This window comes from Paraburkholderia sp. GAS33, assembly GCF_050436645.1.
In the GTDB taxonomy this organism is placed as follows: Bacteria; Pseudomonadota; Gammaproteobacteria; order Burkholderiales; family Burkholderiaceae; genus Paraburkholderia; species Paraburkholderia phenazinium_B.
The window spans coordinates 225,138-251,278 of record NZ_JBNDMP010000005.1 but is presented as its reverse complement, the minus strand read 5'-3'; the positions used below and the strand labels follow the sequence as shown (position 1 = coordinate 251,278).

At 61.5% G+C, this 26,141-nt stretch carries 23 protein-coding genes and 1 tRNA gene; 12 read left to right on the top strand and 12 right to left on the bottom strand.

Going from position 1 to position 26,141, the window contains the following annotated elements; genetic code table 11:
- Positions 1 to 3: 3 nt before the first annotated feature.
- The 3 genes from P3T24_RS17630 to def all read right to left on the bottom strand — a co-directional run bounded on the left by P3T24_RS17630 (position 4) and on the right by def (position 2,361).
- A complete protein-coding gene (locus P3T24_RS17630; protein WP_074263043.1) occupies positions 4 to 654 on the bottom strand; it encodes a LysE family translocator in 651 nt (216 codons plus the stop codon).
- A gap of 188 nt (positions 655 to 842) precedes the next feature.
- Positions 843 to 1,826 carry a methionyl-tRNA formyltransferase gene (fmt, locus tag P3T24_RS17625; RefSeq protein ID WP_429436410.1) on the bottom strand — a complete coding sequence of 328 codons (984 nt, stop codon included), beginning with the start codon at positions 1,824 to 1,826 and terminating at the stop codon, positions 843 to 845.
- A gap of 31 nt (positions 1,827 to 1,857) precedes the next feature.
- A complete protein-coding gene (def, locus tag P3T24_RS17620; RefSeq protein ID WP_074263041.1) occupies positions 1,858 to 2,361 on the bottom strand; it encodes a peptide deformylase in 504 nt (167 codons plus the stop codon).
- A 256-nt stretch (positions 2,362 to 2,617) separates the two neighbouring features.
- Between def and dprA the strand changes: the two genes are divergently transcribed.
- From dprA to P3T24_RS17605, 3 genes are all read left to right on the top strand, one after another.
- Entirely contained in the window at positions 2,618 to 3,802 is a 1,185-nt protein-coding gene (dprA, locus tag P3T24_RS17615; protein ID WP_429436407.1) for a DNA-processing protein DprA, read from the top strand.
- Positions 3,803 to 3,882: 80 nt separating this feature from the next.
- Positions 3,883 to 4,260, top strand: a complete 378-nt coding sequence (locus P3T24_RS17610; RefSeq protein ID WP_074263039.1) for a thioredoxin family protein — start codon at positions 3,883 to 3,885, stop codon at positions 4,258 to 4,260.
- Between the two features lie 228 nt (positions 4,261 to 4,488).
- Positions 4,489 to 7,155, top strand: coding sequence for a DNA topoisomerase III (locus P3T24_RS17605; RefSeq protein ID WP_429436405.1), 2,667 nt, complete (start codon positions 4,489 to 4,491; stop codon positions 7,153 to 7,155).
- A 158-nt stretch (positions 7,156 to 7,313) separates the two neighbouring features.
- Here P3T24_RS17605 and P3T24_RS17600 read toward each other — a convergent pair whose 3' ends face one another.
- A complete protein-coding gene (locus P3T24_RS17600; protein WP_074263037.1) occupies positions 7,314 to 8,411 on the bottom strand; it encodes a LysR family transcriptional regulator in 1,098 nt (365 codons plus the stop codon).
- Between the two features lie 341 nt (positions 8,412 to 8,752).
- A complete protein-coding gene (locus P3T24_RS17595) occupies positions 8,753 to 10,609 on the bottom strand; it encodes a phosphoenolpyruvate carboxykinase (GTP) (RefSeq protein ID WP_429436402.1) in 1,857 nt (618 codons plus the stop codon).
- Between the two features lie 374 nt (positions 10,610 to 10,983).
- Here P3T24_RS17595 and P3T24_RS17590 point away from each other — a divergent pair, with 374 nt between their 5' ends.
- On the top strand, positions 10,984 to 11,997 hold the full coding sequence (locus P3T24_RS17590; RefSeq protein ID WP_429436399.1) for a D-2-hydroxyacid dehydrogenase family protein: 1,014 nt from the start codon (positions 10,984 to 10,986) through the stop codon (positions 11,995 to 11,997).
- Positions 11,998 to 12,074: 77 nt separating this feature from the next.
- Here P3T24_RS17590 and P3T24_RS17585 read toward each other — a convergent pair whose 3' ends face one another.
- Entirely contained in the window at positions 12,075 to 12,941 is an 867-nt protein-coding gene (locus P3T24_RS17585) for a patatin-like phospholipase family protein (protein WP_074263034.1), read from the bottom strand.
- Positions 12,942 to 12,975: 34 nt separating this feature from the next.
- On the bottom strand, positions 12,976 to 13,380 hold the full coding sequence (locus P3T24_RS17580) for a PaaI family thioesterase (RefSeq protein WP_074263033.1): 405 nt from the start codon (positions 13,378 to 13,380) through the stop codon (positions 12,976 to 12,978).
- A 199-nt stretch (positions 13,381 to 13,579) separates the two neighbouring features.
- Between P3T24_RS17580 and P3T24_RS17575 the strand changes: the two genes are divergently transcribed.
- The 5 genes from P3T24_RS17575 to P3T24_RS17555 all read left to right on the top strand — a co-directional run bounded on the left by P3T24_RS17575 (position 13,580) and on the right by P3T24_RS17555 (position 16,904).
- Positions 13,580 to 13,655 (top strand) — tRNA-Lys (locus P3T24_RS17575).
- Between the two features lie 296 nt (positions 13,656 to 13,951).
- Positions 13,952 to 14,230 (top strand): hypothetical protein, encoded by a 279-nt coding sequence (locus tag P3T24_RS17570; RefSeq protein ID WP_074263022.1) that lies wholly within the window; start codon positions 13,952 to 13,954, stop codon positions 14,228 to 14,230.
- Between the two features lie 39 nt (positions 14,231 to 14,269).
- Positions 14,270 to 14,674, top strand: a complete 405-nt coding sequence (locus P3T24_RS17565) for a DUF2471 domain-containing protein (protein WP_429436397.1) — start codon at positions 14,270 to 14,272, stop codon at positions 14,672 to 14,674.
- A gap of 206 nt (positions 14,675 to 14,880) precedes the next feature.
- On the top strand, positions 14,881 to 16,593 hold the full coding sequence (locus P3T24_RS17560; protein WP_429436942.1) for a methyl-accepting chemotaxis protein: 1,713 nt from the start codon (positions 14,881 to 14,883) through the stop codon (positions 16,591 to 16,593).
- Entirely contained in the window at positions 16,593 to 16,904 is a 312-nt protein-coding gene (locus P3T24_RS17555; protein ID WP_254368739.1) for a hypothetical protein, read from the top strand. The genes P3T24_RS17560 and P3T24_RS17555 overlap by 1 nt, the downstream gene beginning before the upstream one ends.
- 35 nt (positions 16,905 to 16,939) lie before the next feature.
- On the opposite strand, the gene dbpA is transcribed toward P3T24_RS17555, so the two are convergent.
- From dbpA to cadR, 3 genes are all read right to left on the bottom strand, one after another.
- Positions 16,940 to 18,352 carry an ATP-dependent RNA helicase DbpA gene (gene dbpA, locus P3T24_RS17550; protein WP_429436394.1) on the bottom strand — a complete coding sequence of 471 codons (1,413 nt, stop codon included), beginning with the start codon at positions 18,350 to 18,352 and terminating at the stop codon, positions 16,940 to 16,942.
- A gap of 21 nt (positions 18,353 to 18,373) precedes the next feature.
- Positions 18,374 to 18,559: a hypothetical protein gene (locus P3T24_RS17545; protein ID WP_074263018.1), complete on the bottom strand. Its 186-nt coding sequence runs from the start codon at positions 18,557 to 18,559 to the stop codon at positions 18,374 to 18,376.
- 97 nt (positions 18,560 to 18,656) lie between these two features.
- Entirely contained in the window at positions 18,657 to 19,088 is a 432-nt protein-coding gene (gene cadR / locus P3T24_RS17540; RefSeq protein ID WP_074263017.1) for a Cd(II)/Pb(II)-responsive transcriptional regulator, read from the bottom strand.
- A 79-nt stretch (positions 19,089 to 19,167) separates the two neighbouring features.
- On the opposite strand from cadR, the gene P3T24_RS17535 reads away from it, so the two are divergent.
- From P3T24_RS17535 to P3T24_RS17525, 3 genes are all read left to right on the top strand, one after another.
- On the top strand, positions 19,168 to 21,441 hold the full coding sequence (locus P3T24_RS17535; protein WP_429436390.1) for a heavy metal translocating P-type ATPase: 2,274 nt from the start codon (positions 19,168 to 19,170) through the stop codon (positions 21,439 to 21,441).
- Between the two features lie 309 nt (positions 21,442 to 21,750).
- Positions 21,751 to 23,271, top strand: a complete 1,521-nt coding sequence (gene adh / locus P3T24_RS17530) for an aldehyde dehydrogenase (protein ID WP_074263015.1) — start codon at positions 21,751 to 21,753, stop codon at positions 23,269 to 23,271.
- A gap of 66 nt (positions 23,272 to 23,337) precedes the next feature.
- Positions 23,338 to 23,730 carry a DUF779 domain-containing protein gene (locus tag P3T24_RS17525; protein WP_429436386.1) on the top strand — a complete coding sequence of 131 codons (393 nt, stop codon included), beginning with the start codon at positions 23,338 to 23,340 and terminating at the stop codon, positions 23,728 to 23,730.
- 19 nt (positions 23,731 to 23,749) lie between these two features.
- Here P3T24_RS17525 and eutC read toward each other — a convergent pair whose 3' ends face one another.
- Positions 23,750 to 24,544: an ethanolamine ammonia-lyase subunit EutC gene (gene eutC / locus P3T24_RS17520; protein WP_429436383.1), complete on the bottom strand. Its 795-nt coding sequence runs from the start codon at positions 24,542 to 24,544 to the stop codon at positions 23,750 to 23,752.
- A complete protein-coding gene (locus P3T24_RS17515; RefSeq protein WP_429436381.1) occupies positions 24,541 to 25,935 on the bottom strand; it encodes an ethanolamine ammonia-lyase subunit EutB in 1,395 nt (464 codons plus the stop codon). Before P3T24_RS17515 ends, eutC begins: the two co-directional genes overlap by 4 nt.
- Between the last annotated feature and the right edge of the window lie 206 nt (positions 25,936 to 26,141).

Genomic DNA, 26,141 nt, shown 5'->3' with positions numbered 1-26,141 from the left:
CAATCACCGGGAAGCCGTAGCGAGCTTGAGCCCTAGTCCAACAAACGCACTGCCGACACCCCGATCCAGCCAACGCTTCATGGCCGGCTTGCCGGAAAAACGCTGCGTGACGCTGCCCGCAATGTAGGCGACAAAGCTGTTCCACACCATGCTCATCAGCACGAACACCGCGCCGAGCGTGAGGAACGCCAAGGCTTTGTGATCGCTGCCCGTGGTCACGAACTGCGGGAAAAACGATACGAAGAACAGCACCACTTTCGGGTTCAGGACGTTGGTCCAGAAGCCCTGCAGAAACAGTTGCCGCAACGACTTCGGCGCGCCGGCCGCACGCGCCGCTCCAGCCGCACCCGTCGTGTCAACGGTAGCGGGCTTGGTGAAAATCAGCCGCACGCCGAGATACATCAGGTACAGCGCGCCGACGAACTTGATCACCGTGAACGCAGTTGCCGACGCGGCCAGCAGCGCGGTCAACCCGAACGCGCAGGCAAGCGAGTGCACGCAGCAGCCCGCGGAAATACCCAGCGCCGACGTCAGGCCCGCGCCGCGCCCTTGGGCAACACTGCGCCCGACGATATACGCCGTATCCGGCCCGGGCGTGACGTTGAGCAGGAAAACGGCAACGACGAAAAATCCAAAATGGCTGATGCCGAACATCGAATCCTCAAGGTAAAAACGCAGGTGGCCGGTCGCGTCCTAGCTGCCCGCGGCTCGCCGATGCCTGGCGCGAGACGACGGGTTTTGTGGGAGCTCGGAACGGGCACGTAGTACCGATGATTCTAACGCGCCCGGACGTGCCGCGTGAGTCGGCCGAATGGCCTATGGAAAGCGCGCCGGAACGCCTGTTACTCTTGTTCCGGCAACGCGAAACGCTGCCCGCGGGCAAGCGTGGAGCCGGCCAGAAATTCACGCACCGGCAGACGCTTGCCGCCGGGCTTCTGCAGTTGCGTGAGGCACAACGCGCCCTCTCCGCAAGCTACGAGCACGCCTTCCGGCGAGACGTCGAGGATCGTGCCCGGTTCCGCATTGCCTTGGGCTTGAGTAGGCGCGGCGGCCCAGATCTTCAGCGAAGTGTCGTCGAGCGTCGCCACGCCACCCGGGAACGGATCGAACGCGCGCACCTGACGAGCCAGCACGGCAGCAGGACGCCGCCAGTCGAGCGCCGCTTCGTGCTTGGCGATTTTTTCGGCGTAGGTGAAGCCTTCCTCTGGCTGCGGTGTGGCTACGAGCTTGCCGCTGCGCTCGAGTTCGGCCAGCGCCTCGACGACTAGCCGTGCACCTGCTTCCGCCAGACGGTCATGCAGTGTGGTGGTGGTGTCGTCGTCGTGAATCGGGGTACGGGTCTCCGAGATCATCGCGCCGGTATCGAGGCCCACATCCATCTGCATCAACGTGATGCCGGTTTCGGTGTCGCCCGCTTCGATGGCGCGGTGGATCGGCGCCGCGCCGCGCCAGCGCGGCAGCAACGAAGCGTGAATGTTGATGCAACCGTGCGGCGCGATGTCCAGCACTTCCTGCGGCAATATCAGCCCGTAGGCCGCGACCACCATCACGTCATGCGGCGTGGCGCGCAGCAGGTCGATGGCGGCGGTCGCCTCGGCGGGGTATTTGCCGTTCCTGCGCAGCGAAGGCGGTTGCGCAACGCTCAGACCGTGCTCCTCGGCGTAACGCTTGACCGGGCTAGCCTGCAGTTTCATACCGCGGCCGGCCGGGCGATCGGGCTGTGTCAACACGAGCGGCACCGGAAAACCGGCTTCGTGGATGGCGGCCAGTGCCGCCGCAGCGAACTCCGGCGTACCGGCAAAGATGACGCGCAACGAATGGCTCATGTACAGGGGCGGTAGTCGGAATGAACGCGCATTACATCGCGTGTGCGAGCTTCTTCATCTTGCTCTTGATGCGAGTCTGCTTGAGCGACGACAGGTACTCGACAAACACACGCCCCATCAAGTGATCCATCTCGTGCTGGATACACACCGCGAGCAGTCCTTCGCAGTCCAGCTCGTAGGTCTCGCCCTTCTCATTGAGCGCACGCACGCGCACTTTCTCGGCACGTTCGACGTTGTCGTAGATGCCGGGCACCGACAGGCAACCTTCTTCGTTGATCTTCTTCTCGTCGCTCGACCAGATGATCTCGGGATTGATGAACACATGCAGTTCGTCGTGCGTGTCGGATACGTCGATCACGACAACGCGCTCGTGCACGTCCACCTGAGTGGCCGCGAGCCCAACGCCGGGTGCCGCGTACATTGTCTCGGCCATATCTGCGACCAGTCTGCGGATGCGTTCATTGACCGCTTCGACTGGTTTGGCGATCTTGTGCAGGCGCTTGTCCGGGTAATTGATGATGTTCAGTAAAGCCATGATCTTGAAGTTAGTTTTAGGCGCCGCCGACGGGCGGAAAGGTCAAACACTCGCGTCACTGGCCATTCGGCTAGCTTGTGGGAGCGTCGCGTTACGCAGAGGATAGGTGGTGTCGAACCGGTTCGATTCAACGCGCCAATCTTTGCGCAAACGACGAGCCCGCGCGGGTGGGCGCGGCGCTGTAGTGATTTCGGATGATGAAAATTTTAGCATGGCGCCCGCCTGCCCGCTGGCCGTGCTCAAGGATGGATAAGCAATGCAGACTCTCCCTACAACCGATAACGAACTTGCCGCGTGGCTGCGCCTCTCGATGGCGCCCGGTCTGAGGCCCGGTGCGCTGCGCGCGATGTTGAACGCTTTCGGCCTGCCGGCCGCGATACTCGAACAGCCGTTTGCGCTACTCGCGGCCGCCACCGACGAGGCGTCCGCCCGTGCAGCACTCGCGCCGCCGGGCGCTGATTTCACGTGCTATCTGGACGCGGTGCTTGCCTGGCGCGAGCTGCCCGGCAATGCCATCGTGACGCTCGACGACCCGGCCTATCCGCCTGCGCTGTTGACGATGCCCGATCCGCCCGCGCTGCTATATATAAAAGGCAGGCTTGATCTGTTGCACGCGAAGGGCGTCGCGGTCGTCGGCAGCCGCAGTGCCACACCGCAAGGCGTCGAGGACGCCGAGCGGTTCGCCCGCGCGCTGTCGGAGGCCGGGCTGGTGGTTGTGTCGGGGCTTGCACTCGGCATCGACGGGGCGGCGCATCGTGGCGCGCTGACCGGTCGCGGCAGCACGATCGCCGTGATCGGCACCGGTGCTGATCTCGTCTATCCGGCCGCGCATCAGTTGCTCGCACGGCAGATTGCGGCCAAAGGAGTCATCGTTTCAGAATGGCCGCTCGGCACGCCTGCACGCGCAGCCAACTTCCCCCAGCGCAACCGGCTAATCGCAGGGCTGGTTGGTGGCGTGCTGATCGTCGAGGCTGCGATGCGCTCTGGGTCGCTCATCACCGCACGTCTCGCCAACGAAATGGGGCGCGACGTGTTCGCCCTGCCCGGCTCGATCCACGCGCCACTGTCGCGCGGATGCCACAGAATGCTGAAACAGGGCGCGAAACTGGTCGAGACGCCGGGGGAGATACTCGAAGAGCTTGGATTCGTCGCACCACCGCCATCTAAGGGCGATATCGCTGCCTTGTTCGAGAGTGGGAAGCAGTCACGGCAGACACCCACGCCCAAACCCGCCGCGGCCGTGACCGACGCCTCAGAGCTCGCTCCAGAGGCGCAAAAGCTCCTCGCGGCCCTCGGTTATGCGCCCGCGACGCTTGAAATACTTGCCGCCCGCACCGACATGCAGGAAGCAACATTACAAAGCACCCTGCTGCAGCTCGAGTTGGCCGGCCATCTGACGGTTTTACCGGGCGGCCAGTTTGCCCGGGCGAGCCACGGCTGAGCGCAGGGTTAATCGCGGCAGAGTACGCGCCATGCTACATTCGCGCCAAAGCACCTGATACCAGTACGCAAGGAACCGACATGCCCGCGCTGAACCTCGACACCGACCAGGACCGGATCGCCGAGCGCGTCAACGACCACGAAACACTGTTCGTGGCGTGCCTGTGCGCGGAGTGGTGCGGAACCTGCCGGGAATACCGTGACGCGTTCGATCGGCTGGCGGACAAGCATCCCGAAATCTGTTTCGCATGGATTGACATCGAAACCCACGCCGACCGCTTCGACGACCTGGACGTGGAAAATTTTCCTACGATTCTGATAGAGGACGGCATCACTACGCGGTTTTTCGGCACCGTGCTGCCACAGGCGGCCATCGTCGACCGGATGCTGGCCGATCTGACCGCGTTGCCCGGCGTAACCGGCGCGCCGAAGCTGAGGCCAGCCCTGGCGGTGGCCTGAACGGCGCATATTGACCCGCAGTCTTACGGCACGGGCGTTGCGAACAGTCTGCAGTGCGTCTGCCGCCGCTTGCCCAATAGATAGACACGCAATTATGATGGGCCGCTTTTTAAGGCACTTAACACGCCCCTTTCACGGCGTGTGCTATAAAGCGGTCGTTAATGGGTCGCAAACCTAGGGGTCGTAAGCCCAAGGCCTAAACCCGGATCTACCAACTCATATCCAGTCATGTCCAAAGCACTGATCATCGCCGAAAAGCCTTCCGTCGCGAATGACATCGCGCGGGCTTTGGGCGGTTTTACCAAGCATGACGAATACTACGAAAGTGACGATTACGTCCTTTCCTCGGCAGTCGGCCACTTGCTCGAAATCGCCGCGCCCGAAGAATATGAAGTCAAGCGCGGCAAGTGGAGTTTCGCCAATCTGCCCGTCATCCCCCCGCATTTCGACCTGAATCCGATTGCAAAAAGCGAATCGCGGCTCAAGGTGTTGACCAAGCTGCTCAAGCGCAAGGACGTCGAGCGCCTGATCAATGCATGTGACGCGGGGCGCGAAGGCGAGCTGATTTTCCGCCTGATCGCGCAGCACGCCAAAGCCAAACAGCCAGTCCAGCGACTGTGGCTGCAATCGATGACCCCTGCGGCCATCCGCGACGGCTTTGCCCGTCTGCGTAGCGACGAAGAAATGCAACCGCTCGCGGACGCCGCACGGTGCCGCTCGGAGGCCGACTGGCTGGTCGGCATCAACGGCACGCGCGCCATGACGGCGTTCAACAGCAAGGGCGGCGGCTTCTTCCTGACCACGGTCGGGCGGGTACAGACGCCGACGCTGTCGATCGTGGTCGAACGTGAAGAAAAGATTCGCCGCTTCGTGCCGCGCGACTATTGGGAAGTGAAAGCGGACTTCGTCTGCGCAGCGGGCTTCTATGAAGGCCGCTGGTTCGACCCGAAATTCAAGCGCGACGAGTTCGACCCGGAAAAGCGCGACTCGCGCCTCTGGGCGCTGCCCGCCGCCGAGACGATCGTCGCCGCCTGTCGCGGCCAGACCGGCACGGTCACGGAAGAATCCAAGCCGACGACGCAACTGTCGCCGGCGCTGTTCGACCTGACGAGTTTGCAGCGTGAGGCAAACGGCCGTTTTGGCTTCTCGGCCAAGAACACCTTGGGTCTGGCTCAGGCACTGTACGAGCGGCACAAGGTGCTCACGTACCCGCGTACCGATGCGCGCGCGCTGCCCGAAGACTACATGGACACGGTCAAGCAGACGCTTGGCATGCTCAAGGAAAGCAACAACTACCTGCCGTTCGCCAAACAGGTGCTCGACAAGGGCTGGGTGAAGCCGAACAAGCGCATCTTCGATAACTCGAAGATCAGCGACCACTTCGCAATCATCCCCACCCTGCAGGCGCCCAAGAATCTGTCCGAGCCGGAGCAGAAGCTTTACGACCTCGTCGTGAAGCGCTTCCTGTCGGTGTTCTTCCCGGCCGCCGAATTCAAGGTGACGACGCGGATCACCGAAGTTGTCGGCCATCACTTCAAGACCGAAGGCAAGGTGCTGGTCGAACCGGGCTGGCTGCAGGTCTATGGCCGCGAGATCAGCGGCGAAGATGCCAATCTCGTGCCGGTCCAGAAGAACGAGAAGGTCAAGACCGACAAGATCGCCGCACAACAACTGGTGACCAAACCGCCGGCCCGCTACAACGAAGCCACGTTGCTGTCGGCTATGGAAGGCGCGGGCAAGCTGGTCGAGGACGACGAGCTGCGCGAGGCCATGGCAGCAAAGGGCCTCGGCACGCCGGCGACGCGCGCCGCGATCATCGAAGGTCTGCTTGGCGAGAAGTATCTGATCCGCGAAGGCCGTGACCTGATTCCGACCGCCAAGGCGTTCCAGTTGATGACGCTGCTGCGTGGGCTCGGCGTCAAGGAATTGACCGCGCCCGAACTGACCGGCGAGTGGGAGTACAAACTCTCGCAAATGGAGCGCGGCAACCTGCATCGCGACGCGTTCATGCAGGAAATCGCCCGCATGACTCAGACCATCGTCAAGCGCGCGAAAGAGTACGACTCGGACACGATCCCCGGCGACTACGCCACGCTGGAAACGCCGTGTCCGAATTGCGGTGGTCAGGTGAAGGAAAACTACCGGCGCTTTGCGTGCTCGAAGTGCGAGTTTTCGATTTCGAAGATTCCCGGCGGGCGCCAATTCGAGATTCCGGAAGTGGAAGAACTGCTGCAGAACAAGACCATCGGACCGCTGTCGGGCTTCCGCAGCAAGATGGGGCGACCGTTCTCGGCAATCCTCAAGCTTTCGCTCGACGACGAGATCAAGAATTACAAGCTCGAATTCGACTTCGGCCAGGATTCCGGCGGCGAAGACGGTGAGGTCCCTGACTTCTCCGATCAGCAGCCGGTGGGCGCCTGCCCGAAGTGCAAGGCGCATGTGTTCGAGCACGGCATGAGCTACGTCTGCGAGAACTCGGTCGCCAATCCGAAGACTTGCGACTTCCGCTCCGGCAAGGTGATTCTGCAGCAGGAGATCACGCGCGAGCAGATGGGCAAGCTGCTGGAAGAAGGTCGCACCGATCTGCTGACGAACTTCAAGTCGTCGCGCACCGGCCGCAACTTCAAGGCGTTCCTCGTCAAGCAGAGCGACGGCAAGATCGGCTTCGAGTTCGAGAAGAAGGAGCCGTCGGCGAAAACTGCTGCCAAGACCGCAGCGACTGCTGCGGCTAAAGCAGCAGCCGGTACTGCGACGGAAACGGACGACGACGTAGTGGTGGCGGAGAAGGCTGCGCCGGCCAGGAAGGCCGCAGCGAAGAAAGCGCCAGCTACGAAAACGGCCGCGGCCAAGAAAGCGCCTGCAAAGAAGGCTCCGGCGCGCAAGACTGGCTCGTAAGCGCGTCCTGAGCACGGAGCAAATCCAAGTACAGCCGCACGGCGCGAAACTGCGATGAAGTCGGTGACGTAAGTCACCGCGCAGAAACTAAAAAAGGCACAGTCTCCGCGAGGAAGCTGTGCCTTTTTCTTACCTACCGAGCCGATTCAAAGCGCATCTCAAAGCGGCGACAGCACCGCCGGCCGAGCCCGTGGTGAAGACGGCGTCTTGGACGGCAGCTTCGGCGAAATCTCGCTATCCAGCAATCGCGACAAGGGCTCCGCACCGTCGAACGCTTCCGGCGGCATCATCTCCGAATCCACGCCGGAAACCGAGACCGGCCATCCTTGACCGTCCTTGATCCACTGCTCACCGAGCAGGCTGTTCGGCGTCTGGCTGAAGTGCTCGACCAGATGGTCGATGAACGTACGCACCTTGGCTGGCAAATGGCGGCGGCTCGGGTACGCAATGTTGATCTCGACCTGCGGCAAGCGGTATTCGCCCAGCAGACGCACGAGCCGGCCACGCGTCATGTCGCGGCCAATCAGGTAGCTTGGCAAAATCGCAATGCCCATGCCGAGCAGCGAGAACTGACGCAGCATTTCCGTGTTGTTGGCGACGATCACGTTTGTCGGACGCACCCGTACTTCGCCATCCGGACCGGTAAAGACCCGCTCATCGCCCCAATACTCGGACGGCAACGACAGGCACGGATGCTCCAGCAGATGCTCAGGACGCGTCGGCGTGCCGTGCTTCTCCAGATACGCGGGCGTCGCACACACAGTCATGCAACCCGTGGTCAGACGCCGCGTGACGATGCTCGCGCTGCGCATCTGCCGCGCGATCACCACGCCCACGTCGAAACCTTCTTCAACCAGATCGACCTGACGGTCGACCAGCGTGACATCGGGAATCACTTTCGGATAGCGCTCGGCGTAGGTTTGCAACACCGGCGCCAGGTTATGCAGCCCGAACACCACCGGCGCGACAATGCGCAAGCTGCCAACCGGTTCGTGATTGCGCGCCACCACCATCTGCTCCACGTCTTCCAGTTCGTCGAGAATCTGGCGGGCGCGCTCCAGGTACACCTGACCCGACTCGGTCAGCGAAAGGCTGCGGGTCGTACGGTTGAGCAGACGGGTACCGAGACGGCCTTCGAGATCGGCTACGTGGCGAGTGGCCACAGCGTTGGAAATATCCATCGCGCTGGCTGCGCGGGCAAAACTGCCGAGATCCGCCACCCGGACGAAAACTCGCATTGATTGCAAATGATCCATAAGACAACTCCTGCCGTGTTACAGCTCCCTGACCAAACCAATGTGAGCAGTGAAGCGAACTGGGAATTCTCCTACGACTCCTGAATTCGTGCAGAAGTTGCTCAAGAACACGGTTTTTTATTAGGTTTCATATCACCGTACTCCTTAGCGTAGTCGATGCGCATCGATTGTTCCTCTCGAAGAAACAATATGCTGCGGTGCACTGAGGACTATGTTCGTTGCCGGAACAGCGAAAGCTCCGCGATAAGCGGTCCGAATCGGACTGAAATAGGGGCGCGTGTGGTGGAAAATCAAAAAACCGCCCGAAGGCGGTCTTAGTGCAGGAGTGAGTGCTCACATAATCAGGTAGTAAGTCGTTCCTCAAGCGCCGTTTTGGTGTCGCGCAACGCCGTTGGCAGGTTTTGCTGCAGTGTGTCGAACAATTCCGCGTGTAGGGCGAGCTCCGCACGCCACGCTGCGTCGTCGACCGAGATCACCTGTTCGAACTGCGCCTTGGTGAAATCGAGACCGCGCCAGTCGATGTCCTCGTAGTGCGGTGAGACGCCGAATGCATGTTCTTCGCCCTCCGCCACGCCTTCGATCCGGCCAACCATCCAGCCCAGCACGCGCATGTTCTCGCCGAAGCCCGGCCAGACGAACTTGCCGTCTGCGCCTTTGCGGAACCAGTTCACGCAGAAGATTTTCGGCAGCTTCGCGTTCAGTTGCTCGAGCCGCTCGCCGGTTTTCAGCCAGTGCGCGAAATAGTCGCTCATGTTGTAACCGCAAAACGGCAGCATCGCGAAAGGGTCACGCCGCACGACGCCTTGCTGTCCCGCAGCCGCTGCGGTCGTTTCCGAGCCCATCGTGGCCGCCATATAGACGCCTTCGACCCAGTTGCGCGCCTCGGTGACGAGCGGGACCGTGGTTGAGCGCCGTCCACCGAAGATGAATGCATCGATCGGCACGCCGGCCGGGTTTTCCCAGTCCGCATCGATCGACGGGCATTGGGCTGCCGGCGCCGTGAACCGCGCATTTGCATGCGCCGCCTTGCGGCCGGTCTCCTTCGCAATAGCTGGCGTCCAGTCTTTGCCCTGCCAATCCGTCAGATGCGCGGGCGCCTCGTCGCTCATGCCTTCCCACCAGACGTCACCATCGTCTGTCAGCGCCACGTTGGTGAAGATGACGTTTTCCTTCAGCGTCGCCATCGCATTGAAGTTAGTTTTCTCGCTGGTGCCCGGCGCGACGCCGAAATAGCCAGCTTCAGGATTGATTGCGTAGAGGCGACCGTCTTTGCCCGGCTTGATCCATGCAATGTCATCGCCGATGGTCGAGATTTTCCAGCCCTTCATACCGTCCGGCGGAATCAGCATCGCGAAGTTGGTCTTGCCGCAGGCGGACGGAAACGCTGCCGCCACGTGGTGCTTGCGCCCCTCCGGCGAGGTCACACCGAGAATCAGCATGTGCTCGGCGAGCCAGCCTTCCGCGCGGCCCATCGTCGAGGCAATGCGCAGTGCGAAGCACTTTTTCCCAAGCAGCGCGTTGCCACCGTAGCCTGAGCCGTAGCTCCAGATCTCGCGCTGTTCAGGGAAATGGACGATGTATTTGGTGTCGTTGCACGGCCAGGGCACGTCCTGCGTCCCGGCGGCGAGCGGTGCGCCCACCGAATGGACGCACGGCACGAAGTCGCCGTCAGTGCCGAGCACGTCGTACACCTCGCGGCCCATGCGCGTCATGATGCGCATGTTAGTGACCACATAAGGGCTGTCGCTCAGTTCGACGCCGATGTGAGCAATCGGGGAGCCGAGCGGACCCATCGAAAACGGCACCACATACATCGTTCGGCCGCGCATCGCGCCGTCGAACAGGCCGTCGAGCGTCGAGCGCATCTCCGCCGGCGCAATCCAGTTGTTGGTGGGGCCAGCATCTTCGCGACGCTGCGAGCAGATGAAAGTCCGGTCCTCGACACGCGCAACGTCCGACGGATCGGACCACGCGAGATAGGAATTCGGACGTTTGGCGGGGTTGAGTTTTCTGAGCGTGCCAGCCGCGACCATCTGCGCGCACAGACGGTCGTATTCTTCCTGCGAGCCGTCGCACCAGACGATCCGGTCTGGCCTGGTCAGCGCCGCGACGCGCTCCACCCAGTCGATCAGTTTGCGGTTTTTGACCCAGCCACGCGCCTCAATGGCCGGAAGTCCTGCAAAAGCGGGATGATTCATCGAGCTGTCTCCGTTTCGTTTGTAAGCAAAAAGAAAAACGGTACAGGCCCAACGACGCTGCGTGCGAGAGGCGTCAATCCAGTTGCGCCGGCCAACCGGCGCACGATTGTGCAGGTCGTGATAGGCCATACAGCCTGTTGCGCTGCGCCGTCTGCAAGCAGCCTCTGCAACCGTCTGTAAAGCGGCTTGCATCGACACGCAACAAACTGTTAAAAACGATCTCAATCTTGCCTTTGCGTGGTGATGCCATCTTCGCGGCACTTTCTACGATAAGGCATCCATCCAAACCAGCGTGTGACCTACCTCACATGGTGGGACAGCCAGCTTAACACTCCGTTCCGCACCGTCATGGTGCGTCGCAAAACACCAAGACTATGAAGATTGCCATCCTCGACGATTACCAGGACGCCGTTCGCAAGCTCGACTGCTTTCAATTGCTCGCCGACCATGACGTCAAGGTGTTCAACAACACCGTGCGTGGCCTGGGCCAACTGGCCAGCCGCCTGTCGGAAGTCGATGCCCTGGTGCTGATCCGCGAACGTACCCGCATCAACTCGCAACTGCTCGATAAACTCCCGCATCTGCGCATGATCAGCCAGACCGGCAAGGTGTCGAGCCATGTCGATCTGGCCGCCTGTACCGAGCGCGGCATCGCCGTGCTGGAAGGCAGCGGTTCGCCGATCGCGCCGGCCGAACTGACCTGGGCTCTCATCATGGCTGCGCAGCGGCGCATCCCACAATACGTAGCAAACCTTAAGCAAGGAGCCTGGCAACAGTCAGGGCTGAAGACCTCGGCGCTGCCGCCGAACTTTGGTCTGGGCCAGGTTCTGCGTGGTCAGACCCTCGGGATCTGGGGTTACGGCAAGATCGGCCGCCTGATTGCGGGATATGGCAAGGCGTTCGGTATGAACGTTCTGGTGTGGGGACGTGGCAGCACGCTCGAAGCGGCACGTGCCGATGGATACGGTGTCGCCGAAAGCCGCGAGGCGCTGTTCGAACAGAGCGATGTGCTGTCGTTGCATCTGCGTCTGCATGACGACACGCGCGGCATCGTCAAGCAGGAAGACCTGCTGCGGATGAAGCCGACTGCGTTGCTCGTGAATACGAGCCGGGCCGAACTGCTGGAAGAGAACGCGCTGGTCAATGCGCTGGCGCGCAACCGGCCGGGGATGGTGGCGATAGACGTCTACGAAAGCGAGCCGATTCTGCAGGGCTACAGCCTGCTGCGGATGGAAAACGTGATCTGCACGCCGCACATCGGGTATGTCGAGCGTGAGAGCTACGAGCTGTATTTCAGCGCGGCGTTCCAGAATATTCTGGCGTTCGACGCGGGCGATACGTCGAGCGTGGCGAATCCTGAGGCGTTGCAGGGTGGGCGCCGACGGTAAGGGACGAGGCCGCGGCCTTTGCGTTTGTACTGATCTTGGCCGCCGAGCCCCCTCCCGTTGCCGGCTTTGCCGTCAGATCAATCGTATAGCGCGGCTTCGAGCAACTGCGGCATGTGCTCAAGGAACTGCTCACCGTCCGCGCGGCCGAGGTTGTACGCGTGCTGCATCTGCGACGGGCTCGTGTAATCCCAGCTGGAGATGGGCACTTTGCGCGACGGCTGCACATACAGCCGCTGCTGGGCGCCGTGCGATACGACGAACATCTGCGGGCGCGGATAGAGGCGCGTGACCATCACCAGCACGTTGCCCGGAGTTTCATCGAGCGCGCCGACCGGCACGTTGTCGACCATCCCGCCATCGAGGACCGGCCGGCCGTTGCGTCGCAAGACCGGCGTGAAAGGCGGCGTCGACGACGATTGCAGGATCAGGTCCGCGAGATCCTCGACATTCGCGCAATCCTGCGCCCGCACGAATTCCGGGTGGAAACCAAGCGTCTGACCGAGCGTGGGATGCAGCGTCTTGCGGACGTATTTCTCGATGTTGTACGCGATCAGGCCCGCAGCGACCGCACTGCGTGCACCGAGCCAACGCGGCAGATGCGACACGCCGATACGGATCTCCGGCGCCTGCGCGAGTGACGCAAACTTCTCGCCGTAGATGTCTAGGAGTGCCTTGCGATAGATCCGATAGTGAGGAAACACTGACTCGCGACGTAGCAGATTGCCCCAGTACGCGTTCCGGGTGTTGTGGCGCAGTGCGTCTTCGTAGTAGCGCATGACCCAGTCGGAATCGCGCGTGTAGAGCATGCATGCCGTGGCCGCGCCCGCCGAAATTCCGGTGATCACGCGCGGCCGGATCTTCAGTTCCGGCTGCACGATGTCCCAGAATCCCGCCTGCCACCAGCAGCGATTGCCACCGCCCGCGAATACGACCTGATCGAACATTCTTCGTTTTTCCCTGGAATCTGACGCGCAATGCTTAGGAGAGCAGCGCGTAGGTGGTAGTGGCGTGGACCGCCATCTTGCCGTCCTCGTCGAACAGTTCGACTTCACCGAATACGAGGTTGCGGCCCATCCGCAACACGCGTGCTGTGATCAGCACGTCGCCCTTGCGCACTGCGCGCATGAAGCTGATGTTCAGCGAGACGGTGGTCATTGGCTTGAAGCCGTCGAGGGCGGCGGAAATGGCAACGATCATCGCCGTATCGGCGGCCGCCATAAAGACCTGGCCGCAGATCACGCCGCCGGAGTGGCGCAGTTCGCCGGAAAACGGCAGGCGCATCGTCGCACTTTCCTCGTCGACCTTCACGGGGGTCAGGGCAAGCGTGCGCACCCACGGCGCCAGCACGCGGTCGAGTAACTCTGCTATCGCTTTGTCGTCCATCGCTTATCCCCGTTGAACCGCGTGAGGCGTCGCGCGGCATGGTCTGGCAACATAATACCGGGACGGTAGAAAGTGCGCGTTTTTGGCATATCGTGGGCCCGGCGGTTAAGCAAACGACCGGCGTCACGAATTTTTTAAGAAATCTGCTAAAGGGGCCTTGGCAACTTAAAAAAAGTCCTTCATAATTCGCAGTCTGTTGGGGGCGTTAGCTCAGTTGGTAGAGCAGCGGACTCTTAATCCGTAGGTCGAGTGTTCGAGTCACTCACGCCCCACCAAAGAAATTCAAGCAAAAAGCCCGGTCCTTGCGACCGGGCTTTTTGCTTTCTGAGACTCGTTGACACTGCGTGCCCACATACCTTGGGGCGCAACTCCGCGACGACGTGCGCCAAGCCAGTCCACAAAACGAGCCTGTTGCCAACAGCCTTCCGCTTCGCCTGAAACGCTGCTCGTCCACCCCTCGCCAAAGCGCCGACCCCCGTCGGATCGGAGTAACTCGCCCTCCAATTCCCCTTGCATCTTCCCAAAATACTGTATAAATTTACAGTATGTATGTTCATACAGGGGTAGAGCAATGAACCAGCTTATCCGCATCCTGAACGACGACGACCGCGAAACACTCGCCTGGCTGTGCAAGCATGCCGGCGACGCTCGGGTGGCTGCTGCCGCACGACATCTCGGAGGCAACGGAAAGCCGTACCTCTCCGCGGTATGCCGCTATCTCGGCGTGCGCCCGCCTATGCCACGCCAACGCTTTCGCCCCATCGAAGACTGCACGGTCGGCGACACCCATCTCGCCCAGATTCGCCAGTTGCTCGCACAGCGCTGCCCGCCCCAATCGAAACACCTTTGAAGCAAATGCATCGCCCCACGCTACAAGGAAAATAAGACCATGACCCATGCCACGGCCTTCGACGAAGATGTCCGAAACATCGATCCCATTGCCCTCGAACGCGCGCTCCGCAGCGCATCGCTCGACCTTCAGCAGGTCATTGTCACAGTCGCCAGGCGTCATCTGAATAGCGGTCGTCGCGCTTATCCGATCGGCAGTGGATTGCCGACCTGGCGCACCCTGCAGACGATCGACGAACTGGTGTTCGAGAATCCCGGCTTCCGGGCGAGAAATAAAGAGCACGTCCGGGAGATGTTCGTCCGTTTCGGCGACAGCCGTCTGGCCGGCTCGGATCTTGACGAGCCGGTCGACTGGAGACGCGACGATGACGATCTGCCCGTGGTTTATCTAACGGTCCGTGCGCTGATCCAGTCCGATTCGACGGACGGTGGTGGGTCGGACTAAGGGGAGCGGAAAACCCACAAGCCTCATTGCGCTTACCCAACGAGCATATCCCTACCAGAGATTAAGCACGCCCCTACCAAAGTCTTACCACGCATGTCCAAACGCATCACGCCGTTTCCGTACCGCTACTATCGGTAACAGACCGCGATCTAAAACCTCGCGGTGACAAAAAATGGCATCAATTCGATGAACGCGACACGGACAAGCTGGTGCAAACAATCAGAATCAAGATCATTTTCGCGTTCGGCGCGTGCGTTGTACTCATGGCTGCTATCGGCCTGTTTGGGATACTCGGGCTTTCCAGAGTCAATTCGAACGTCGCCAACGGATACGTTGGCAACACCGTTCCGATCTCCGATCTATCGGAAGTTCGCATAGCCCAACTCAATGTGCGCCTTATGCTAAGGCGCATTCAGGTATTCCACGATCCGGCCAGGACAGCGGAGTACGCCGCGGCAATCGCCACGTATTTTGAACAGCTCAATAAATCGTGGAATCACTACTATTCAAGCGGGATATCCAGCGACAAGGAACATGAGATCGCGGAGCGCATCAAGAACATGCTGCCGCGCTTCACGGCGTCAACGAACCAGGCCGTAGCTGCAGCTAGCGCAGGGAATTTCGATGCGGCTAGTACTGCAATCGAAGACGTTCTTGCGGTGTCAACGTCCATGAACAATGCTCTGGACGAGGACGCCGCACTCAACCTGGCTCAGGCCAAACAATTTGTCGACGACAGCGACGCTACCTTCGCAACTACGCGTTGGATCGCGATCGGTCTGCTCGTGGCCGGCATTGTTGTTGCCGTGGGAATATCCACCTACCTGCTGCGCACGATTTTAAATCCGCTCAACAGGGCGATTGACGTGGCGAACCATATCGCAAACGGTGAACTGGAAAATCGCGTCACCGTCGATTCGCGAGGCGAGTTTGGTCAGTTGCTCGAAGCATTGAGGAAAATGGACGGGAATCTCAGCGATACGGTTCGCGGGATTAAATCGTCTACGGCCTCGGTTGCTGTCGCGTCACGCGAAATCGCAAGCGGCAATACCGACCTCTCCGCGCGCACCGAACAACAGGCGGCGTCGCTTGAAGAAACCGCTGCCAGCATGGTGCAGTTGACGGAGACGGTAAAGCAGAACGCCGACAATGCGCGCCAGGCGAACACCCTCGCCATGCACGCGACCGATATAGCGGACACAGGCAACAATTCCGTTCAGGCCATGGTCGGGACGATCGATCAGATCAGCAGTAGCTCGAGCAAGATTTCCGACATTACCGGCGTCATCGAAAGCATTGCTTTCCAGACCAATATTCTTGCGCTGAATGCAGCGGTCGAAGCCGCACGAGCGGGCGAGCAGGGCCGCGGCTTTGCCGTGGTGGCCAGCGAGGTCCGCAGTCTGGCTCAGCGCTCGGCCGCCGCCGCGAAAGAAATCAAGGAATTGATCAGCTCGTCCGTGGCAACGATTCAGGACGGCGCCAGACAGGCCACGGAAGTCAGTGCAACGGTGCGCCAGGTCAAGCAGGCCATCCAGCAGGTCTCGGATCTCGTCGGCGAGATCGCGGCGGCGTCTGAAGAGCAAAGTCGCGGCATTGAGCAGGTGAACCAGGCAGTCGGCCAGATGGACGAAGTCACGCAACAGAACGCGGCGCTCGTCGAAGAGGCCGCTGCGGCGGCGCATTCCCTCGAAGAGCAGGCGAACAATCTGCAGGGGGCGGTGTCGGCGTTCAGGCTCGACGACCGTGAGTCCTCCGTGTCGCGCATGCCGGTTGCGGAGAACCGGCCACTCGTTCCCGTGCGGAAGATATCGAAGGCGCCCGCGAGGTTAAAAGCAATCCGGCAAGCGCCCGCAACCTCGCCAGCCGCTGAACCGCTTGCGCTACCGCACAAGTCAGATCCAACCTGGGAGGCGTTCTGATGAGCACAACCACCACGAACGTCACTGGCGAACTTCTGAGCGCCTACGCAAGTTTCGCCGTGTCGAACAGCAACGCGGTTTCCCGCATCGGCGCCCGCGCAATGGTGCTGTGCAGGTTCTTTGACGCGACGTTGCCGCAACTGACCGCGGCGCAATGCGATGAGATCACACGGATATTCCGCCACGGCGTCAACGACACGATGTCGATCACCGACGACGTCGAAATGCCGTCGGCCTATCACACGGCGCTGCTGGAACAGACCAACGCACTTCTGGCTGCACTGGAAGAGCAAGGCAGCGCGCGACGATAGCGGTCGCCGGGAGTAAGCGCCGCCGTTCGTGATGCTTACTCGTCCATCATGCGGACTTTGACCTTCTTGCCCTTCACCTTGCCGGCGCTAAGCTTGCGCAACGCATCGCGTGCGATGCTGCGCTCAACCGCAACGTACGTAGAGAACTCCGTCACATTGATCTTGCCGATCTGCGAGCCGGCGAAACCCGCTTCGCCGGTCAGCGCGCCGAGCACGTCGCCCGGACGGATCTTTTCCTTGCGGCCGCCGAGAATCTGCAGCGTTTCCATCGGCGGCAACAGGCGCTCATTGCTGGTCGATGTCAGCTCCGATAGCGGATGCCACTCCACCTCACGACCCTGCGCCTGCTCGAGACTGCCGACGCGGCCCATCTCGTTCATGCTCGCGAGACTCAGTGCCCAGCCCTCCTGATCGGCGCGTCCCGTACGGCCGATACGATGCACGTGCACCTCGGGATCCGGCGTCACATCGACGTTGATCACCGCTTCGAGCTGCGCGATGTCCAGCCCACGGGCGGCAACGTCAGTCGCTACCAGCACCGAGCAGCTACGATTCGCAAACTGGATCAGCACCTGATCGCGCTCGCGCTGATCGAGTTCGCCGTGCAGTGCGAGCGCATGAAAGCCCTGCGCACGCAGCACGTCGAGCAGATCGCGACATTGCTGTTTGGTATTGCAGAATGCCAGCGAGCTCACCGGGCGGTAGTGATTCAGCAGCAACCCGACTGCGTGCAGCCGGCCGTCTTCCGTCACTTCGTAGAAGCGTTGACGAATCTTGCTGTTGTCATGCCGCTCCTCCAACTTTACTTCCTTGGGATTGCGCAGGAACTGCTGGCTCAGCTTGACGATGCCATCAGGGTACGTCGCGGAGAACAACAGCGTCTGGCGCTCCTTCGGACACTGACGCACGACGGTCGCGATGTCGTCGAAGAAACCCATGTCGAGCATGCGGTCGGCTTCATCGAGTACCAGCGTGTTCAGCGCGCCGAGGGCGAGACTGCCGCGCTCGAGGTGATCCATGATGCGCCCCGGCGTGCCGACGACGATATGCGCGCCTTGCTCCAGGCTCGCGGTTTGCGGACGCATTGGCGTGCCGCCGCACAGCGTCAGCACCTTGATGTTCTGTTCGGCGCGCGCGAGGCGGCGGATTTCCTGCGTGACCTGATCGGCCAATTCGCGCGTCGGGCACAGCACCATGGCCTGCACGTCGAAGTTGCGCGCGTCGAGGCGCGCCAGCAGTGCGAGCGAAAACGCCGCGGTTTTGCCGCTACCGGTTTTCGCCTGGGCGATCAGATCGTTGCCGGCCAGCGCGATCGGCAGGCTCGCGGCCTGGATCGGCGTCATCTCGACGTAGCCGAGTTGCGTGAGATTGGCGAGCATCGCCGGCGCCAGCGGTAGCAGGCTGAAGGGTGCGCCCGGAGGCGCGGCGGTGGTCGTGGGACTGTTCATGTGTCGAGGGCTCGGCTGGGCTTACTGGAGGGGACGGCCATCGATCTGCTCGTAGACCACCGAGCCATCGTCCGCGTCGAAGCGCTCGACGTAATTGCGTGCGCCGCACATCGGGCAGCGGAACAGGAGCCCCTGGCCCTCGTTCTTGATGACGACGTCTGCCTGCTCCCATCGCGCTTCGCAGGACTGGTTTCTACACTTGAACACGTTGATTCTCCAACTTCGATTCGTTTAATGGTGCGGCCCGGCAGCAGGCGTCGCGCGCGTGCTGCCGGGCAATGGGTCCGACCGGGTCAGCGCCCGCTCAACCCAGATGGGTATGCCGCGAACGGGGGGCGCTCACTTCCATGTCGGTGAGTCCGTGGACGATGCCGCAATCCTCGACGGCCTGTTCGATCTGGCATTGTTCGCGCAACGACGTCAATTGCGCCTTGAGTTGCTTGAGCTCGTCGATCCGCGTATCGACATGCGCAATGTGCTCGTCGATCAGCGTGTTGATCGCGCCGCAGCCGTCGGCTGGGGTGTCGGTCAGGCGCAGCAGGGCGCGGATTTCGTCGTGCGTCATGTCGAGCGCGCGGCAGTTGCGGATGAAACGCAGGCGTTCGACGTGGCGCGCCGCGTAGCTGCGGTAATTCGCTTCGGTGCGGTCCGCTTCGGGCAACAGGCCCTCTTTCTCGTAGAAGCGGATGGTTTCGGTGGTGCAGTGGGCAATCTTCGCGAGTTCGCCGATTTTCATGGAGCCTCCGGATTGCGTCCTTGACCTTGTAGTGGCTTCAAGGTGTTTACTAGACCACAAATCCAGCCAGGAAGCCACCATGCCTCACGCCAGCCACGCAGAAACGCACCGTCACGAGCACGGGGAGTCGTGCGCTCACGCCCATCCGGAGCGGGTTTCGCCACATGAGCACGCCCACGACCACACCGACGCCTGCTGCTCTACCGCCCCCGTCGCGCTGGCCAAGCTTTCTGGACCCGAAGCCATCGGTGCTAACGTGCGCACCGCGATCCGCATCATGCAGATGGATTGCCCGACCGAAGAGGCGTTGATCCGCAAGAAGCTCGGACGGATGCCCTACGTGCGCAGCCTCGACTTCAACCTGATGCAGCGCGTGCTTACGGTCGTGCATGCCCCCGAGGCGCTCGGCTCGATTCTGGCGAGCCTGCGCTCGCTCGATTTCGAACCTCAACTGGCCGACGCAACCGCCCCGCTCACGAATCCACCCGCCGAGCCGCACAAGCCGTGGTGGCCGCTGGCACTTGCCGGCGCGGCCGCTGTGGGCTCGGAAGCGGTTAGCTGGCTCGGCGCACCCGCGTGGCTCGCGGCGGTGCTGGCCATCGTCGCTGTGCTGTCTTGCGGCCTCGCCACCTACAAGAAAGGCTGGCTCGCCATCCGCAATGGCAACCTCAACATCAACGCGCTGATGAGCATCGCGGTCACCGGCGCGCTGGTCCTGCAGCAATGGCCAGAAGCTGCCACCGTAATGGTGCTGTTCACGATCGCCGAACTGATCGAAGCCAAATCTCTCGACCGCGCCCGCAACGCGATCAAGGGCCTCATGCAACTGACGCCCGAAGAAGCCTCCGTCCAGCAGCCCGACGGCAGCTGGCGCGCTGTCGATATCAAATCGGTCACACTGGGCAACATCGTGCGAGTAAAGCCGGGTGAGCGAATCGGACTTGATGGCGAGATCGTCGCAGGCCGCTCGAGCGTGAACCAGGCGCCAATCACCGGCGAAAGCCTGCCGGTCGACAAAGCCGAAGGCGACGCCGTATTCGCCGGCACGATCAACCAGAGCGGTTCCTTCGACTACCGCGTGACGGCCGCCGCCAGCAACACCACGCTTGCTCGCATCATCCACGCGGTCGAAGAAGCGCAAGGCTCCAAAGCGCCGACGCAGCGCTTCGTCGACCAGTTCGCCCGCGTCTACACGCCGATCGTGTTCGCCGTCGCGCTGGCTGTGGCGATCCTCCCGCCGATGCTGTTCGGCGGCCTGTGGCACGAGTGGGTCTACAAGGCGCTGGTGATGCTGGTGATCGCCTGCCCGTGCGCGCTGGTGATCTCCACCCCCGTGACGATCGTGAGCGGTCTCGCGGCCGCCGCCCGCCAGGGCATCCTGATCAAGGGTGGCGCGTACCTCGAGCAGGGCCGCAAGCTGAAGTGGCTCGCTCTCGACAAGACCGGCACGATCACCCACGGCAAACCGGTGCAGACGGACCTCGAAATGCGTGCGGAGGATGTCGCACTCACCCGCTGCCGCAGCCTCGCCGCGAGTCTCGCTGGTCGCTCCGATCATCCGGTGTCGCAGGCGATTGCGAGCGCGGCCAAAACCGACGGTATCGAGTGGTTGAAGGTTAGCGGGTTCGAGGCGATTCCCGGACGCGGCGTGCGCGGCATGATCGACGGCACGCCGTATCTGCTTGGCAACCACCGCCTCGTCCACGAACTCGGCCGCTGCTCGACAGCGCTCGAAGCACGGCTCGACACGCTCGAACGCCAAGGCAAAACCGTCGTCATGCTGATGGACGAAGAACGCGTGCTGACCCTCTTCGCCGTCGCCGACACGGTGAAGGACAGCAGTCGCGCCGCGATTGCCGACCTGCACAAGCTGGGGGTGCAAACGGCCATGCTGACCGGCGACAACTCGCACACGGCCGAAACCATCGCGAGCCTCGTCGGCATCGATCGCGCACTCGGCGACCAGTTACCGGAAGACAAGCTCAAGGCCGTAGAAGGGCTGTCGGCCAATGGCGTGACGGTCGGCATGGTGGGCGACGGCATCAACGATGCCCCGGCGCTTGCTCGCGCAGACATCGGCTTCGCGATGGGCGCGATGGGCACTGACACCGCCATCGAAACCGCAGACGTCGCCCTGATGGACGACGACCTGCGCAAGATTCCGCTCTTCATCCGGCTCTCGCAGGCGACGCACTCGGTACTGGTACAGAACATTGCCCTGGCGCTCGGCCTGAAGGCAGTGGTTCTGACGCTCACGTTGATGGGCTACGGCACGATGTGGATGGCCGTGTTCGCCGATGCAGGCGCCAGTCTGCTGGTCGTGGGCAACGGCTTGAGACTCCTGCGCAAGTAAGCTTGAACTCGCTGCAACCGCTGCTGCGGTACGCAGCGGCCTCACGCCTTGTGTTCCCTCACCCATTGCAGTCTTCACGCTCTGCGGATTGCTCAATTCCTGAACACTCTGCACACCCTCTGCTCCGAAACAGCTCGCGCTACGCTGAACACATTGAACAGTTTCAACGGCGAGGTACGTCAATGGTGTCCACCGGACCACGCTGAGTCCCCGGTCACATGCGTTGGCACGCTTCTGGCGTATTCGACGGGCGGCAAGCGGATCGCCGCGCCGGGTATTCCACCATTCGAACATGTGAGGAGCGCACAGATGAACCACGCAGAAATGCAGTTTCTGACCACCGAATTCCCGTACAAAAAGCAGTATCAGAACTTTATCGGCGGTGAATGGGTGAAGCCGGTTGGCGGCGAGTACTTCGACAATATCTCGCCCATTACAGGTGAACCGTTCACTTCGATTCCGCGTTCGCGCGAAGCCGATATCGAACTCGCGCTCGATGCCGCGCACCGCGCCAAAGTCGCATGGGGCAAGACCTCGACGACCGATCGCGCCAACATCCTCAACCGCATCGCCGATCGCATGGAAGCGAACCTGCAGCGTATCGCCGTCGCAGAGACGATCGATAACGGCAAGCCGCTACGCGAATCGATGGCCGCGGATATCCCGCTTGCCATCGATCACTTCCGCTACTTCGCAAGCTGCGTGCGCGCCCAGGAAGGCTCGATCTCCGAGATCGACAGCGAAACCATGGCCTACCACTTCCACGAACCGCTCGGCGTGGTGGGGCAGATCATCCCGTGGAACTTCCCGATCCTGATGGCGGTGTGGAAGCTCGCTCCGGCGCTAGCAGCCGGCAATTGCGTCGTACTGAAGCCGGCAGAGCAAACGCCCGCTTCGATCCTTGTGCTGCTCGAACTGATTCAGGATCTGCTGCCGGCAGGCGTCATCAACGTCGTCAACGGCTTCGGTCTCGAGGCAGGCAAGCCGCTCGCGTCGAACAAGCGCATTGCCAAGATTGCCTTCACCGGCGAGACGACCACTGGCCGCCTGATCATGCAATACGCGAGTCAGAACATCATCCCGGTTACGCTGGAGCTCGGCGGCAAGAGTCCGAATATTTTCTTCGCCGACGTGATGGATCACGACGACAGCTTCTTCGACAAGGCGCTCGAAGGCTTCACGATGTTCGCGCTGAACCAGGGTGAAGTCTGTACCTGTCCGTCGCGCGTGCTGATCGACGAAAAGATCTACGACCGCTTTATGGAACGTGCGCTCAAGCGTGTTGCCGCAATCACGCAAGGGCACCCGCTCGACAGCAAGACCATGATCGGCGCGCAAGCTTCGCAGGAGCAGCTCGAAAAGATCCTCTCGTACATCGATCTTGGCAAGCAGGAAGGCGCGGAATGCCTGATCGGCGGCGAGCGCAATGCACTCGACGGTGAGCTGAAGAAAGGCTACTACGTGAAGCCGACGGTATTCCGCGGCCAGAACAAGATGCGTATTTTCCAGGAAGAAATCTTCGGGCCGGTGGTGTCGGTGACGACCTTCAAGAACGAAGACGAAGCGTTGGAGATTGCGAACGACACTCTGTACGGTCTCGGCGCCGGCGTGTGGAGCCGCGACGGTTCGCGCGCTTTCCGCATGGGACGCGGGATTCAGGCGGGGCGCGTGTGGACCAACTGCTATCACGCGTATCCGGCGCATGCGGCGTTCGGCGGCTACAAGCAATCGGGCATCGGCCGTGAAAATCACAAGATGATGCTCGATCACTATCAGCAAACGAAGAATCTCCTCGTCAGCTACAGCGACAAGCCGCTCGGCTTCTTCTGAGCAAGACGTTCCTTGTGAGCGGGCCGCATCGTGCGGCTCGCTTTCTTTTCTTCAGCGAGGAATGTTATGGCCGACAAGGAAGTGGAACGCGTGATCGTGACGCCGGCAGCGGTGGAGTTGATTGAGAAGCTGCGGGCCGAGCACGGGCCGGTGTTGTTTCACCAGTCCGGAGGATGTTGCGACGGTAGCGCGCCGATGTGTTTTCCGGCGGGAGAGTTTATGGTCGGCTCATCCGATGTGAAACTCGGCACGATCGCGGGCGTGCCGTTCTATATGAGCGAATCGCAATTCGAGTATTGGCAGCATACGCAGTTGATCATCGACGTCGTGCCGGGCAATGGTGGGATGTTTTCGCTTGAGCGGCCCACGGGGATGCGGTTTCTGACGCGCTCGCGGCTCTTCGAGGACGATGAGAATGCATGGCTGGAAACGCATCCGGTTGAACGGGCGGATGCGTAAGGCAATTGCATCGCGCCTACTACTCGCTTTCGGATGTCAACGCGATATCGGCCGTTGCCGGCGGCGCTTCAAGCAGTGCGTCGCTATCGTCCTTTAGACCTACGCCAGTCAAGCCCAGTCGGCGCGCATGCGTCAGCAGATAGTGCAGCTTGTGCGCCGCGCCCGCATAGCTCAATCCCTCGGGACGTACATTCGAAATGCAATTGCGCTGCGCGTCGCTGCAGCCCACTTTAGGCGCATACGTCAGATAGATGCCGAGGCTATCCGGCGAACTCAAACCTGGACGCTCGCCAATCAGCATCACGACGAGCCTGGTGCCGAGCAGTTCGCCGATCTCGTCGCCAAGCGCCACCCTCCCCTGCCGCGCGATCACAACCGGTCCGATCTTCCAGTCACCCAGCTTTGAACATACCGCCTGCAATAGCGGGATCGACTGCTTCGCGGCGGCGAAGGCCGACAAGCCATCGGCGATCACGAACACCACTTCGGGCGGTTCCACCGCAACCTGCTTAAGCACCTCTCGACTCTCGTCCGACAAACGCCGGCCCAGGTCCGGACGGCGCAAATAGTGTTGCCGGTCCGGCGCCGCGCTATGCACGTCGAGCGTCGTGAAACCATTGGCGCGTAACTGCTCGTGCAGCGACTCCGCATCCAGCGGCTGATGCACCGCGTCCCGAGCTTGAGCATGCGACAGATTGAACGCGAGCAGCGGCGCGGTCGGCAAGCTGTTGCCCGCACGGCCCAAGGCGATGCGCGCATTGGTGAACTGACGCAACGCGTTCCATGGGTTCTTTTCGAGGAAATCCTTGCTCATGCGATCCCCATCCATTCATGCGCGCTTTCGAGCAAGGGCTGCCGGGTGGCTCCGTTGAGCAGAATGCCGCGCGTATCGGTAATCCGCATCGACTCCAGCCATTCTTCGAATTCAGGCGCGCGTCTTAGGCCCAGGATTTCACGCACGTATAACGCGTCGTGGAATGACGTGCTCTGATAGTTCAGCATTACATCGTCCGCGCCGGGTACGCCCATGATGAAGTTGATGCCGGCGGCGCCAAGAAGCGTCAGCAGGTTGTCCATATCGTCCTGATCTGCTTCCGCGTGATTCGTATAGCAGATGTCGCAACCCATCGGCACGCCGAGCAGTTTGCCGCAGAAGTGATCTTCGAGACCGGCGCGCGTGATCTGCTTGCCGTCGTACAGATACTCCGGACCAATAAAGCCGACCACCGTATTGACGAGGAACGGATTGAACTTGCGTGCCACCGCATAGGCGCGCACTTCGCAGGTCTGCTGGTCGACGCCATGATGTGCGTTCGCCGAGAGCGCGCTGCCCTGCCCGGTTTCGAAATACATTACGTTGTTGCCGACCGTGCCGCGATTCAGCGAAAGCGCTGCCTCGTAGGCATCCTGCAGCAGTGCGAGCGAAATGCCGAAACCGGCGTTGGCTTTCTCTGTGCCCGCAATCGACTGGAACACCAGATCGACTGGCGCGCCTTTCTCGATAGCGGCGATCGTATTGGTGACGTGAGTCAGCACACAGGATTGCGTCGGCACCTGGTAACGCTGCCGGAAGTCGTCGATCATCAGCAGCAACGTGGTAATCGCAGCAAGACTGTCGGTGGCCGGGTTGATCCCGATCATCGCGTCGCCGCAGCCGTACATCAGGCCATCGAGCATCGAAGCGGCGATGCCCTTGACGTCGTCGGTCGGATGATTCGGTTGCAGACGCACCGACATATGACCCGGCAAGCCCACCGTATTGCGAAACCGCGTGACCACCGGACGCTTGCGCGCCGCGGCAATCAGATCCTGGTTGCGCATCAGCTTCGACACCGCGGCGACCATCTCTGGCGTCAGTCCTGCTGCGATTTGAGTCAGCGCGACGGCATCCGTCTCACTGCTCAACAGCCAGTTGCGGAAATCGCCTACCGTCAGATGGGCGATTTCGGCGAAGGCTTCGGGCGAGTGATCATCGATCACGAGGCGTGTGACTTCGTCGCTTTCGTAGGGAATCAGCGCCTCATTGAGGAAGGTGCGCAAGGGCACCTGGGCAAGCGCCATCTTGGCCGCGACGCGTTCTTCCTCGCTGGCCGCGGCAACGCCCGCGAGCTGGTCGCCCGAACGCAGCGGGCTCGCCTTTGCCATCAGCGTTTTCAGATCGGCAAACAGGTAGGTACGACTGCCGATGACTTCCCTATAACTCATCTCTACGACTCCGTCGCCGCTGCTCGCGCAGCGGGTTGATCCGTCACATGCTTCGAATGGCGCGCCGCACGTGCTGCACATGCTCTGCCTGAGCGGACAGGCCTCAGGCGATGGTAGTAGGCCATTAATCGAGCCGTTATCAGAGGTCGGCAAAGATCGATAACGGGAAAGACGTTGCGAATTTTACGTTGGCTGAGGGATTTTTG